Here is a 12,952-nt window from a genome sequence, read left to right on the forward strand (position 1 = left end):
CTGGGGCCGGGTCAGATCCGGTAGCCGGAGCCCGGCACGGTGACGATCACGGCGGGGTCGCCGAGCTTGCGGCGCAGGGTCATCACGGTGACCCGGACCACGTTGGTGAACGGGTCGGTGTGCTCGTCCCAGGCCTTCTCGAGCAGCTGCTCGGCCGAGACCACCGCGCCGCCGGCCCGCATCAGGACCTCCAGCACGGCGAACTCCTTGGGCGCCAGCTGGACCGGCTTCTCGTCCCGGAGCACCTCGCGGCGGCCCGGGTCCAGCGAGATCCCGGCCCGCTCCAGCACCGGCGGCAGCGGCACGGTCGCGCGGCGGCCGAGCGCCCGGACCCGGGCGACCAGCTCGCTGAACGCGAAGGGCTTGGGCAGGTAGTCGTCGGCGCCGATCTCCAGGCCCTCGACCCGGTCGCTGATGTCGCCGGAGGCGGTCAGCATGATCACCCGGGTGGCCAGGCTCTGCTCCACGATGCTGCGGCAGACGTCGTCGCCGTGCACCAGCGGGAGGTCGCGGTCCAGCACCACCACGTCGTAGTCGTTGACCGAGATCCGCTGCAGCGCGGCCTCGCCGTCGTAGACCACGTCGACGGCCATCGCCTCGCGGCGCAGGCCGGTGGCAACGGCTTCGGCGAGCAGCTGCTCGTCCTCCACAACGAGAACCCGCACGGTGGTTGTCCCTTCTCCAGCGGTGGCCGAGGTCGGGCACCCCAGTCCTACGGTGGTTACATCCTGCCTGGTGGACCGGTAAAGCACCGGTAAGCGGTGCGTCCGAAGGGGCTCGGTTCCGTGAACGGACTGTGACGCGGGCAACTTTCTCGGTGAGTCAGGTTTCCCGCCGCCGGTGGCGGGGAGGACAGGTTCACACCGGCGATCGGGCCGAAGCGCCGATCGCAGTCACCACCCGCCGTGCGTTCATCCGCACCGGCCCGGGTCTCGGAGTCCATCGGACGGTTCAGGCCGTCACCGCACCAGCCGGGGAGAGCACCACCGGCTGGGGCATTTCCGTTGGCACCGAAGCCCGACCGGGGAACGCCGGACCGTGCCCGTCCGACAAAGCAAGGGGGCCAGAATGGACGCCTTCACCGCCGGCATCATTCAGCGCATAAGGAACGCCGAAGCAGATCTGCACCGCGCTCTCGAGTCCGGTGACGAGTTCCTCGCCGAGGTCGAACAGTCCGAACTGGACGACCTCCGCAGGCTCGCCGCCGAACACGGCATCGACCCCGTGCGCGAGATGCACCGCGCCGCCGCCTGAACCAACTTGCAGTACGCACCACCAAGCCCTGGCACCCCCCGTGTGCCAGGGCTTCTGCGTTTTCGCGCGGCGCTCAGCCGGTTACGGTCCAGGGCTCGGCTGAGCTCTAGGCCCCGAGAGCCGTGAGACGCTCCAAGAGGCGTTCGAAGGTGCCCGGTGGGGCGGTGCAGGTCATGCCGTCGGGGCCGCCGGTGTGGGCGCCGGCTTCGGCGGCGATGAGGGCGCCGGCGGCTCGGTCCCAGGGCTGGAGGCCGCGTTCGTAGAAGGCGTCCAGACGGCCGGCGGCGACGTCGCAGAGGTCGACTGCGGCGGCGCCCGCGCGGCGGATGTCGCGGACCTCGGGCATCAGGGCGAGCAGCACCTCTGCCTGGCGGACCCGCGCGGACTGGACGTAGTTGAAGCCGGTGCCGACCAGCGCCTGGCCCCAGGGCGGGGCCGGGCGGCAGTGGATCGGGGCTCCGTCCAGGTAGGCGCCGCGGCCGAGCACCGCGTGGAACAGTTCGCCGCGGGCGGGGACGGCGACCACCCCGACCACCGCTTGGCCGTCCAGTTCGGCGGCCACGCTGACGCCCCAGGAGGGCAGCCCGTACAGGTAGTTGACGGTGCCGTCGAGCGGGTCGACCACCCAGCGGATGCCGCTGGTGCCGGGGTGGTCGGCGCCCTCCTCGCCGAGGTAGCCGTCCTCGGGGCGGCGGGTGGTGATCAGCTCCAGGATCAGCTTCTCGGAGGCGAGGTCCATCTCGGTGACCACGTCGACCGGGCTGCTCTTGGTGGCGGCCACGCCGAGGTCGGCGGGGCGGCCGTCGCGGAGCAGGGTGCCGGCCCGGCCGGCGGCCTCCAGGGCGACGTCGAGGAGTTCGTCCAGCAGGTCGTCGAGCGGGGCGGGATCGGGCACGGGGCTTCCTTCCGGCGGACGGTGACGGAATGTCAGAGCTGGGCGGCGGCGGGCCGGGGGGCCCGCGGGTTGGGGCAGCAGGCCACCGCGCACACGTCGTGGCTCGGGCCGAGTGCCCCCAGCGCGCAGCGTTCGACGGCCGCCCCCCGCTCGGTCGCCGCCCGCTCCAGCACCAGCTCCCGGACCGCCGCGGTGAACCGGGGGTCCGCGCCGACGGTGGCCGCCCGGCTGACCGGCAGGCCGAGTTCGGCGGCCTTGGCGGTGGCCTCGGTGTCGAGGTCGTACTTGACCTCCATGTGGTCGGAGACGAAGCCGATCGGCACCATCACGGCGGCCGGTGCCCCGGCCGCCTTCAGCGACTCCAGGTGGTCGCAGATGTCCGGTTCCAGCCAGGGGATGTGCGGGGCGCCGCTGCGGCTCTGGAAGACCAGCTCCCAGGGGCGGTCGGCCACCCCGGTGGCCTCGGCCACCGCGGAGGCGACCAGCCGGGCCACCTCCAGGTGCTGGGCGACGTACGCGCCGCCGGGGGTGCCCCGGGCCGGGTCGTCGGGGGCGCCCGAGGTCTCGGCCATCGCGTCCGGGATGGAGTGGGTGGTGAAGGCGAGCTGCGCGCCGTCGCGCACCCCGGCGGGCAGCTCGGCGAGCGCGGCCAGGGTGGCGTCGGTCATCGGGCCGACGAAGCCGGGGTGGTTGTAGAAGTGCCGGAGCTTGGCGACCTCCAGGGCCGGCAGCCCCTCCTCGGCCAGCGTGGCCAGCGCGTCGGCCAGGTTCTCCCGGTACTGGCGGCAGCCGGAGTAACCGGCGTACGCGCTGGTGGCCAGGACCAGCACGCGGCGGTGCCCGTCGGCGGCGATCTCGCGCAGGGTGTCGGTCAGGTACGGCGCCCAGTTCCGGTTGCCCCAGTAGACCGGCAGGTCGAGACCGTGACCGGCGAAGTCCTTGCGCAGTGCGGCGAGCAGTTCGCGGTTCTGCTCGTTGATCGGGCTGACCCCGCCGAACAGGAAGTAGTGCTTGCCGACCTCGGCCAGCCGTTCCTTCGGGATGCCCCGGCCCCGGGTGACGTTCTCCAGGAACGGCACCACGTCCTCGGGGGCCTCAGGACCGCCGAAGGAGAGCAGCAGGAGGGCGTCGAAGGGCGCCGGGTCCGCAGGAGCGGCAGGGTGGATGAGGGTGTGCGAGTCGGACATGGCTCCGATCCTGCCACCAACGGCACCGGACTCCGGGTCAAGTCCGGGGTACGGAAACCCCGTTGCCCGAGTACGTAAGCTGTGTATGCGACCGACGTTCCTTACCTGTACCCCCGCGGAGCCCCCTTGCTGTCCAGCTACCGCCAGATCTTCGCCCCACCCGGCACTCTGGCCTTCTCCCTCTCCGGATTCATAGCCCGGATGCCGATCTCGATGACCGGCATCGGCATCCTGACCATGCTGTCCGAGCTGCGCGGCTCGTACGGTCTGGCCGCCGGGGTGTCCGGCACCATGGCGGGTGCGGCGGCGGTGCTCGGCCCGGTGGTCTCCTGGCTGGTGGACCGGCACGGGCAGCGTCGGGTGACGCTGCCCGCGACCGCGGTCACCGTGCTGGCGGCAATCGGGCTGCTGCTCTGCGCCCGTTCCGGCGCGCCGACCTGGACGCTGTTCGTCTGCGCGTTCGGGATGGGCGTGATGCCGAGCACCGGCTCGATGGTCCGGGCCCGCTGGGCCCATCTGTACAACGGCTCGCCGCCCAAGCTGCACACCGCGTACTCCTTCGAGGCGGTGGTGGACGAGGTCTGCTTCATCATCGGCCCGATCCTCTCCATCACGCTGGCCACCAGCGTCTTCCCCGAGGCCGGGGTGATGATGGCCGGGGTCTTCCTGACCGTGGGCGTGCTGCTGTTCACCTCCCAGCGGCGGACCGAGCCGCCGGTGCACCCGGCCGAGCACCACGCCGGAGGTCCGGCGATCCTTTCGGGCGGACTGCAGGTGCTGGTGGTGACCTTCGTGGCGACCGGCGCGGTGTTCAGCTCGGTCGAGGTGGTCACGCTGGCGTTCGCCAAGGAGCAGGGGCACGAGGGCATCACCGGGCTGATCCTCGCGGTGTACGCGCTGGGCTCCTGCCTGGCCGGGGTGATCTTCGGGACGCTCAAGCTGAAGGGTTCGATGGCCACCCGGTTCCCGGCCGGGGCGGCGGTGATGGCGGTCAGCATGGTGCCGCTGCTGCTGGTGGGCGAGCTGGTGCACGGTGTGGGCGCGCTGTTCGCGATCAGCGGGGCGCTGTTCGTGGCCGGGTTCGCCATCTCGCCGACGCTGATCACCGCGATGGCGCTGGTCGAGCGGCTGATCCCGGCGGCGAAGCTCACCGAGGGGATGACCTGGACCACCACCGGGCTGGCGCTCGGGGTGGCGCTCGGGTCGGCGGTGGCGGGGCTGGTGGTCGACGCGGAGGGGGCTGCGGCCGGGTACTGGGTGCCGCTCGCTGCCGCGACGTTCGGGATGGTGGTGGCGGTTGCCGGGCTGCCGCGGCTGCGGAGTGGTCTGGCGACGGCCGAAGCGTGAGTTGCACTGTCCAGGGGCTCGGGGAACGGCGACGGTATGTGGCGTGCGGGGCAAAAGGCGAAAGTGCCTGACCAGCTACGCACGGATCACCTCTTTTCGAGGTCGGCGCCGCCGTTCCCCGGGCCCCTGTCTTCCGAAGCGTGTGCCTAGTGGCTACGCTCCCCCCTACTCACCGGTACGTACGGGTGCCGTTGGCCCCGGAGGAGGAGGCACCCGCATGCCCCAGGGGACATCGGTCGACTGGCGGAACTGGGCCGGCAACCAGAGCGCCCGGCCCAGCCGGGTGGTTGCGCCGGCTTCGGCCGAGCAGCTCGGCGAGGTGTTCAGGCAGGCGGCTGAGCAGGGGCGGACGGTGAAGGCGGTCGGTTCGGGGCACTCGTTCACCTCGATCGCGTCGGCCGGTGACGGGGTGCTGGTCCGGCCGGACGGGCTGACCGCCGTCCGGGAGCTGGACCGGGCGGGCGGCACGGTGACGGTGGAGTCCGGGCTGCCGCTGTGGAAGCTGAACCGGCTGCTGGAGGCGGCCGGGCTGTCGCTGACCAACATGGGCGACATCGAGGTGCAGACCGTCGCCGGGGCGACCAGCACCGGTACGCACGGCACCGGCCGGGACTCCGGTTCGCTGGCCGCGCAGATCCGGGCGGTGGAGATCGTGCTCGCGGACGGCAGCGTCCGGCAGTGCTCCCCCACCGAGAACGCCGAGCTGTTCCAGGGCGCCCGGCTCGGGCTCGGTGCGCTGGGCGTGGTGACCGCGCTGACCTTCGGGGTGGAGCCCGCCTTCCTGCTGACGGCGCACGAGCGGCCGATGGGCTTCGAGGAGGTGCTGTCCGCGTTCGACGACCTGGCGGCGGTGAACGAGCACTTCGAGTTCTACTGGTTCCCGCACACCGACCGCTGTTCGGTGAAGCGGAACAACCGGAGCCAGGGCCCGGCCGCGCCGCTGCCGAGGTTCAAGTCCTGGCTGGACGACGACTTCCTCTCCAACACGGTCTGGGAGGGTGCCTGCCGGGTCGGCCGCCGGTTCCCGGCCGCCGTTCCGACGATCGCTCAGCTGGCCAGCCGGGCCTGGTCGGAGCGGACGTACACCGACACCGCGTACAAGGTGTTCACCAGCCCGCGCAAGGTGCGGTTCATCGAGATGGAGTACGCCGTGCCGCGCGCGGCGGCCACCACCGTGCTGCGGGAGCTCAAGGCGCTGGTGGAGCGCTCGGACTGGCGGATCAGCTTCCCGGTGGAGGTCCGGGTGGCGCCCGCCGACGACCTGTGGCTCTCCACCGCGAACGGGCGGGACAGCGTCTACATCGCCGTGCACCTCTACCGGGGCACCGCCGAGCAGGGCTACTTCACCGAGGTGGAGAAGCTGATGGCCGCTCACCAGGGGCGCCCGCACTGGGGGAAGCTGCACACCAGGGACGCGGCGTACCTGGCCTCGGTCTACCCGCACTTCGAGGACTTCACCGCGCTGCGCGACAAGGTGGACCCGGACCGGCTGTTCGCCAACGACTACCTGCGCCGGGTGCTGGGCGACTGACCGTCCGTCAGGGCGACGGCGTCCCGCTGGGCGTGGCCGCGTCGCCCGAGGTGCTGCCGGTGGCGTCGCCCGAGGGCGGGGCGGCCGGAGTCGAGCTCGGGGTGCCGGACGGGGTCGGACTCGGTGTCGGGGACGGGCTGCCGCTCGGGGTCGAGGACGGGGTGCCCGAAGGCGTCCCGGACGGGGTCTGGCTCGGCGTGCCGGAGGGGGTCGAACTCGGTATCGAGGACGGGGTTGAGGCCGGCGGGGTCGCGGGGGGCTTCTGCTCGACCGAGCCGCCGAACGAGGTGCCCGAGCCGCTCTCCCCCTTCACCGTGGCGGACACCGGCTGACCGGTCGCCCACTCGAAGGCCAGGATCGGGCCCATCGCGAGCGCGAAGACCAGGCCGGAGACCGCCAGGCAGGTCTTCCAGGTCCAGCGGCGCTTGGCCCGGACGGTCCGCGGTTCGTTCCACTCCGAGGACAGTTCCCCGGACTCGACGGCCGGCAGGGTCGGCTGCTTGCCGGTGCCGGCCCGGTCGACCGCCTGCCGGAGCTGTTCGCCGCCGCGCCGGAACAGGTGCTGGAAGACCGCCCCGCCGGTGGTGGCGCCGATGCTGACCACCGCCGCGCCGATGATCGTGCCGTAGACCCCGAGCTCCGAGGCGAGCAGCGCGCCGACGATCGTCGCGAGAGCGCTCGCCGCGACCTGAGCCACGCTCAGATCGATCCGCTTCGGTGTGCTCGCGGACGGTTCGGACCGTTCGGCGACGTCCTGCGGTGCGCGCTGCTGGGGCATCAACATCCTCGGTGGGTACGGCTCGGATCGGGAAAAGTCTCTCTATCTTGCACAAAGAAGGACACAGCGGGCGAAAATCTGGTTCTCGGCGGTCGATATATGTGAAGATGATCACCGCGCACTGATCGACGGTCGGCCATTGGAGTGCCCACCCTTGAGATTCCCGTGAATCGCGGGAGACTTGAGCGGCGAGCCGCCCCTCTGGATGCCACGAATGGAGTACTGTTCGTGAAGCCTGAGCCTTCGGTCATCAGTGCCGACTGTCCATCAGACGGCGGCCGGGGCATCCCGGGCGCAGCGTCGACCGACGACGTGGCAAACAGGCAACCGTGCCACAACGGCAGGGTCGGACGAAAGCCCGACACGCCGAGTAACTCTGCAAGGTTGTGGCCAGTCGTGAGTGGGCAGGCCACACTCAGTACGGGAGCAGCGACGCAGGTGACGTCGGCAGGCACCACCCGGGAGGTAACCGTGCCCGAACTGCGCGTCGTGGCCGTCAGCAACGACGGCACACGGCTGGTGCTCAAGGCTGCCGACAGCACGGAGTACACCCTTCCCATCGACGAGCGCCTTCGCGCCGCGATCCGGGGTGACCGTCCGCGCCTCGGCCAGATCGAGATCGAGGTCGAGAGCCACCTCCGCCCCCGTGACATCCAGGCTCGGATACGAGCCGGTGCCTCCGCTGAGGAGGTCGCGCAGGCGGCGGGTATCTCGGTGGACCGGGTCCGTCGTTTCGAGGGTCCGGTGCTGGCCGAGCGTGCCTTCATGGCCGAGCGGGCGCGGAAGACCGCGATCCGCCGGCACGGCGAGTCCACCGGCCCCCAGCTCGGCGAGGCGGTCGCGGAGCGACTGGCCCTGCGGGGTGCCGAGAAGGACGCCGAGAACTGGGACTCCTGGCGCCGGGACGACGGCACCTGGGAGGTCTTCCTCTCCTACCGCGCCGACGGCGAGAGCCGCAGCGCGAGTTGGACGTACGACCCGCCCCGCCGCCTGGTCCAGCCGAACGACGACGAGGCCCGCGCGCTGATCGGCGAGAACGTCGAGCGCGAGGAGGAGCAGGTCTTCCCGTTCATCCCGCGGATCGCCCGGCTCCCCCAGGACCGGCCGGCCCGCCCGATGATCGAGCGGCCCGCCCTGCCCGACCGGATCATGGCGCGCGAGGCCAGGGAGGCCCGCGAGGTCAGGGAGGTCCGGGAGGCCACGGCCGAGAACCGGGACTCGCTCACCAGCCTGCTCGACGTGGTGCCCGCCTACCGCGGCGACCTCTCCGTCCCCGTGGCGGAGCCGGTGATCGCCGAGGAGCCGGTGGAGGCCGAGGAACCGGTCGCCCCGGCGGCCAGCGTCGGCGCCGGGTCGGCGTACGCGGACATCCTGATGCCGCGGGCGGTCGCCCCGCACCGCGAGCGGCTGGTCGGCACCACCGACCGGCAGGCCGAGGCGGACGGCGTCCGGCCGGGACGGCGTGCCACGGTGCCCAGTTGGGACGAGATCGTCTTCGGCAGCCGCCGCAAGAAGCAGGAGTAGGACCCCTCCCTCGGGTTGGAGCAGGTCCAGGACGGCGGGTCGGGCAGTGCGCCTGACCCGCCGTCACTCGTTTCAGGCGCCGGTCGCCACCGGGTTGGCCGGATCGGCGGACCACTCGCTCCACGAGCCCGGGTAGAGCGTCAGCCCCGGGTGCCCCGCGACGGTCAGCGCCAGCAGCTGGTGCGCCGCCGTCACCCCGGAGCCGCAGTAGACCGCGACCTCGGTCGCCTCGTCCACACCCAGCGCGCGGAACCGCTCGGCCAGCACGGCCGACGGCAGGAAGCGCCCGTCGGCCGCCAGGTTCTCCGTGGTCGGGGCGCTCACCGCGCCGGGGATGTGCCCGGCCCTCGGGTCCACCGGCTCGACCTCGCCCCGGTAGCGCTCGCCGGCCCGGGCGTCCAACAGCAGCCCGGTCCTGGCCAGTTCGGCCGCCCCGGCGGCGTCCACGGTCGGCAGTGCGCCCGGCTGCGGCTTGAAGTCCCCCGGCTCGGTGGCGGGTTGCCCGACCGACTCGAGGTGCCCGGCCGCCCGCCAGGCGGCCAGGCCGCCGTCCAGCACCCGGACGTCGGCGTGTCCGGCCCAGCGCAGCAGCCACCAGGCCCGGGCCGCCGAGGTGGCCGGGCCCGCGTCGTACACCACCACGGGGCGGTCGGCCCGGACGCCCGCCCGGCGCAGTGCGGCGCCGAACACCTCGACGTCCGGCAGCGGGTGCCGCCCGGCGGCACCGGGCGGCGCGGCCAACTCCCGGTCCAGGTCCAGGTAGTGAGCGCCCGGCAGGTGGCCGGCCGCGTACTCCTCGGCGCCGGGCGGGCCGCCCAGCTGCCAGCGGATGTCCAGCAGGACCGGCGGCCGACCGGTGGCGAGTTCGGCGGCCAGCTCGGCGACCGTGATCAGGGGGGAGGTGGTCATACCCCTATTGTTCCCGCGCAACTCGGCTCTTTGTCTGGTCTTTGCCCGGCTCGCCGGGGTATGTCAGGTAGGCACGTCGTCGGCAGTGGAACCATTCCTCTGCGACGCGCTCCCAAGGAGGTCCGCCATGACCGCGGTGAAGGCCCGAGTGGCCCAGGGCACGCCCTGCTGGGTAAGCCTGATGACGGATGACCTGGAGGGTGCGAAAACGTTCTACCGCGCCCTGCTGGGCTGGGAGTTCGGGCCGGGCCCGAGCCAGCTCGGGGTCTACGTCCGGGCCACCCTGAACGGGGCGAAGGTGGCCGGTCTGGGTGATCAGCCGCTGGGCACCGGCCACCCGGTCGAGTGGACCACGTACTTCGCGGTGGACCAGGCGGACGACGTGGCGCAGCGGATCCGCGAATGCGGCGGCACCGTGGCGGTCGGACCGTTGCAGGCCGCGGACGCCGGGCGGCTGGCGATCGCCTCGGACATCGCGGGTGCGGTGTTCGGCCTCTGGCAGGGCGAGCAGCACCACGGCTGGGACGTCAGGAACGTACCGGGCGCACCGGCCTGGGCCGAGCTGCTCACCCCGGACCAGGAGGCCGGCTTCTTCTACGACATGGTGTTCGGCTCCGGGGTCGAGCGCACCGTCCGGCCGGGCGCCTTGCGGGACGGTCCGCCGCGCTGGCGGGTCCACTTCGCGGTCGCCGACCCGGATCTGACGGCGGCTCAGGCCGAACGGCTGGGCGGGCGGGTGCTGGTGGCGCCGCATGACACCGACCGGGGCCGGGTGGCCCGGCTGGCGGATCCGCAGGGCGGCCGCTTCTCGGTGGTCGGGGTCACGCCCTAGGCAGACGGGTACGTATCTACGGTCAGGGGCTCGGGGAACTGCGAGGAGATCTGGCGTTCGGGTCACTGCGAAAGTGCCTGACCACCCCTGCACGGATCACCTTGTACGAGGTCGGCGTCGCAGTTCCCCGAGCCCCTGAGGGTGCACCGTGTGCCTCAGGTGCGGTGGTTGTTGTCGCCGAAGGGGAGGACGTCTGGCGAGAGCACCGAGGCGCGGGCGGTGGCGGCGGTCAGGCGGCGGCGGTGGTGGCGGCGGCAGAGGACCTCGTAGCCGACCTCGCCCTCGTTCTTGGCGATGTCGCCTACCACCACCTGGGCGCCCTCGACCACCATCACGCCGCCCACCGTGCGGGCGTTGTGGGTGGCGCGGGCGCCGCACCAGCAGAGGGCCTCGACCTGGAGCACCTCGACCCGGTCGGCCAGTTCGACCAGCCGCTGGGAGCCGGGGAAGAGCTTGGTGCGGAAGTCGGTGGTGATGCCGAAGGTGAAGGCGTCGATGGAGAGTTCGTCGACCACCCGGGCCAGTTGGTCGACCTGCTCGGAGGTGTAGAAGTTGGCCTCGTCGCAGATCAGGTAGTCCACCCGGCCGCCGGCCGAGAGCAGCTGCACCACGTGCGCGTGGAAGTCGAAGCCGTCGGTCACCTCGACCGCCTCGGCGCGCAGGCCGAGGCGGCTGGAGATGGTGGAGGCCCCGGCCCGGTCGTGCCGGGAGAAGATGATGCCCCGGCGGCCGCGGGCGGCGTGGTTGTGGTCGAGTTGGAGCGCGAGCGTCGACTTGCCGCAGTCCATCGTGCCCGAGAAGAACACCAGTTCAGCCATGGGTGGAGCAGGGGCCTTTCGGTCGTGGAGCGGTTCAGGCACGGACTTCGAGCAGCGGCACGATCTGCTCGACCGGGGTCATCGAGCCATGCAGGCCGATCATCGAGGACTCGCCGGGCTCGCTGCGGGAGGCGATCACCGCGATGTCGTCGCGGGCGGCGGCGACCACGTCGCCGATCCGCTGGTACACCCGCTCGTCCACCGTCGGGCCGAACCAGCCCGCGGCTATCGCCTGGTCCCGGGTGGCGACCCACATCCGGTCCCCGAGCACCTCGCTCCAGACCGTGAAGACGTCCGAGGCCGCCCCGGGCACCGCGTACACGTGCCGGGCCCGGCCCTCGCCGCCGAGCAGGGCGACGCCCGCGCTCAGCTCCCAGTCCTCGTCGAAGTCGATCCGGTCCTCGGGGGTGATGTCGATCATGCCGTGGTCGGCGGTGACGTACAGCACCGAACGCGGCGGAAGCTGCTCGGCGAGGCGCTTGGCCAGCCGGTCCACCTTGTCCAGCATCATCCGCCACTCGTCCGAGTCGACCCCGAACCGGTGGCCCGCGCCGTCGAGTTCGCTGATGTACGTGTAGACCAGCGCCCGGTCGTGCTCGGCCAGCCACTGGGCGGCCAGGTCCATCCGCTCCTCGCCGGTGGTGCGGCCGAGGAAGGTGCCGCCGGAGAGCGCCACCTGGGTCAGCGGGGTCTGCGCGAACAGCGGGGAGGAGACCTGCGCGGTGGCCACCCCGGCCGCGTGCACCTGCTGGAAGACGGTCGGGTACGGCTGCCAGACGGTCGGCTTCACCGGCGGCTGCCAGCGCAGCTGGTTCATCAGCTGGTTGGCGCCCGGCACCGCGACGGTGTACCCGGCCAGGCCGTGCAGGCCCGGCGGCAGACCGGTGCCGACCGAGGCCAGCGAGGTCGCGGTGGTGGACGGGAAACCGGCCGTGATGGAGCGGCCGCCGCCGTTGATCAGCGAGTTCAGGAACGGGGCGTACTCGGGGTGACGCTTGATCAGCTCCCAGCCGAGCCCGTCCACCAGGAAGACGCAGACCCGGTCGGCCGGGGCCAGCGGCAGCCCGCTCTCGAACCCGGGCACGCCGAGCCCGGCCGCCACGGCGGGCAGCAGGTCGGCCAGCGAGCCGGTGCCGTAGTGCGGGGCGGGCGCGTCGGAGGGGTCGAGGATCTCGAAGGCCTCGTACCCGAGGTGCGTGGTCATGAGAGCGCGTCAGCCCCGGTTGGCGATGGTGGCCTCGGACAACGCCCGGGCGAAGACCAGCGACTGGGCCACCGTCTCCGGACCGTCACCCGCCTCGCTGACCCGCAGCGACAGGTCGTCGGCGGTGGCCGAACCGGTGTAGCCGTGGTCGGCCTCGCAGTTCGGGTCCGAGCAGCCGGCCGGCTCCAGGTCGATCCGCTGCACGGCACCCCACCCGATCGTGAGCACCACCTCGCGCGGCAGCGTGCCGGGGGTGTACGTCTCCGGGTTGGCCACCATCCGGCTGAGCACCACGGAACCGATCCGGTCCAGCCGGACGCACTCGGTCGAGGTGGTCGCGTACGGCACCGGGGTCGCGGCGTCGCCGTTCTGCTCGTCGGTGTGGCTGACCACGAACCGGGAGGAGGTCAGCACCAGCACGGTGACGTGCCGACGGACCTCGTTGGCGTCGAAGGTGGTCTCCTGGTGGACCAGGTAGGAGACGATCGGCTCGGAGCCCACCGCGGACTCCACGGCCTCGGAGACCAGCGCCGGGTAGTAGCCACTGCGCTCGATCGCCGAGCGCAGGTCCTGCGTGGTCGTGGTACCGGTCTTCGCCATAGCTCCATCCTGGCATGTCCCGCGGACGAAGCGGGCGGCACTGCGCCGAGCTTCTGGCCGAGGGCGTCCGTGG

General features: G+C 72.3%; 13 protein-coding genes. 5 read left to right on the top strand and 8 right to left on the bottom strand.

The window, feature by feature from the left end:
• Positions 1 to 11: 11 nt before the first annotated feature.
• On the bottom strand, positions 12 to 665 hold the full coding sequence (locus F4556_RS10045; protein ID WP_057229285.1) for a response regulator transcription factor: 654 nt from the start codon (positions 663 to 665) through the stop codon (positions 12 to 14).
• A gap of 403 nt (positions 666 to 1,068) precedes the next feature.
• Here F4556_RS10045 and F4556_RS10050 point away from each other — a divergent pair, with 403 nt between their 5' ends.
• Positions 1,069 to 1,254, top strand: coding sequence for a hypothetical protein (locus tag F4556_RS10050; RefSeq protein WP_057229287.1), 186 nt, complete (start codon positions 1,069 to 1,071; stop codon positions 1,252 to 1,254).
• Between the two features lie 106 nt (positions 1,255 to 1,360).
• Here F4556_RS10050 and F4556_RS10055 read toward each other — a convergent pair whose 3' ends face one another.
• Together F4556_RS10055 and F4556_RS10060 are read right to left on the bottom strand one after the other, a co-directional pair.
• Complete coding sequence (locus tag F4556_RS10055) at positions 1,361 to 2,149, bottom strand: inositol monophosphatase family protein (RefSeq protein WP_184913525.1); 789 nt, start codon at positions 2,147 to 2,149, stop codon at positions 1,361 to 1,363.
• A 32-nt stretch (positions 2,150 to 2,181) separates the two neighbouring features.
• On the bottom strand, positions 2,182 to 3,336 hold the full coding sequence (locus tag F4556_RS10060; RefSeq protein WP_184913527.1) for a ferrochelatase: 1,155 nt from the start codon (positions 3,334 to 3,336) through the stop codon (positions 2,182 to 2,184).
• Positions 3,337 to 3,462: 126 nt separating this feature from the next.
• On the opposite strand from F4556_RS10060, the gene F4556_RS10065 reads away from it, so the two are divergent.
• Both F4556_RS10065 and F4556_RS10070 read left to right on the top strand, forming a co-directional pair.
• Positions 3,463 to 4,683: an MFS transporter gene (locus tag F4556_RS10065; RefSeq protein WP_184913529.1), complete on the top strand. Its 1,221-nt coding sequence runs from the start codon at positions 3,463 to 3,465 to the stop codon at positions 4,681 to 4,683.
• A gap of 217 nt (positions 4,684 to 4,900) precedes the next feature.
• Positions 4,901 to 6,214 (top strand): D-arabinono-1,4-lactone oxidase, encoded by a 1,314-nt coding sequence (locus F4556_RS10070; protein ID WP_184913531.1) that lies wholly within the window; start codon positions 4,901 to 4,903, stop codon positions 6,212 to 6,214.
• A 7-nt stretch (positions 6,215 to 6,221) separates the two neighbouring features.
• Here the strand turns inward: F4556_RS10070 and F4556_RS10075 are convergent, their stop codons facing one another.
• On the bottom strand, positions 6,222 to 6,992 hold the full coding sequence (locus F4556_RS10075; protein WP_184913533.1) for a hypothetical protein: 771 nt from the start codon (positions 6,990 to 6,992) through the stop codon (positions 6,222 to 6,224).
• 438 nt (positions 6,993 to 7,430) lie between these two features.
• Between F4556_RS10075 and sepH the strand changes: the two genes are divergently transcribed.
• Positions 7,431 to 8,516, top strand: a complete 1,086-nt coding sequence (gene sepH / locus F4556_RS10080) for a septation protein SepH (RefSeq protein WP_184913535.1) — start codon at positions 7,431 to 7,433, stop codon at positions 8,514 to 8,516.
• Between the two features lie 72 nt (positions 8,517 to 8,588).
• Here the strand turns inward: sepH and F4556_RS10085 are convergent, their stop codons facing one another.
• Complete coding sequence (locus F4556_RS10085; RefSeq protein ID WP_184913537.1) at positions 8,589 to 9,425, bottom strand: sulfurtransferase; 837 nt, start codon at positions 9,423 to 9,425, stop codon at positions 8,589 to 8,591.
• A 127-nt stretch (positions 9,426 to 9,552) separates the two neighbouring features.
• Here F4556_RS10085 and F4556_RS10090 point away from each other — a divergent pair, with 127 nt between their 5' ends.
• Positions 9,553 to 10,257, top strand: coding sequence for a VOC family protein (locus F4556_RS10090; RefSeq protein ID WP_184913539.1), 705 nt, complete (start codon positions 9,553 to 9,555; stop codon positions 10,255 to 10,257).
• Positions 10,258 to 10,412: 155 nt separating this feature from the next.
• Here F4556_RS10090 and F4556_RS10095 read toward each other — a convergent pair whose 3' ends face one another.
• Genes F4556_RS10095 through F4556_RS10105 form a run of 3 tightly spaced genes read right to left on the bottom strand, consistent with a single transcriptional unit; the run spans position 10,413 to position 12,879 of the window.
• Positions 10,413 to 11,075 (bottom strand): thymidine kinase, encoded by a 663-nt coding sequence (locus tag F4556_RS10095; protein WP_184913541.1) that lies wholly within the window; start codon positions 11,073 to 11,075, stop codon positions 10,413 to 10,415.
• Between the two features lie 34 nt (positions 11,076 to 11,109).
• The gene (locus F4556_RS10100; protein WP_184913542.1) at positions 11,110 to 12,279 is read right to left on the bottom strand and encodes an alkaline phosphatase family protein; all 1,170 of its coding nucleotides are present in this window, start codon (positions 12,277 to 12,279) and stop codon (positions 11,110 to 11,112) included.
• A gap of 9 nt (positions 12,280 to 12,288) precedes the next feature.
• On the bottom strand, positions 12,289 to 12,879 hold the full coding sequence (locus F4556_RS10105) for a DUF5998 family protein (RefSeq protein ID WP_184913544.1): 591 nt from the start codon (positions 12,877 to 12,879) through the stop codon (positions 12,289 to 12,291).
• Positions 12,880 to 12,952 lie beyond the last annotated feature (73 nt).

The organism is Kitasatospora gansuensis (assembly GCF_014203705.1).
GTDB lineage: Bacteria > Actinomycetota > Actinomycetes > Streptomycetales > Streptomycetaceae > Kitasatospora > Kitasatospora gansuensis.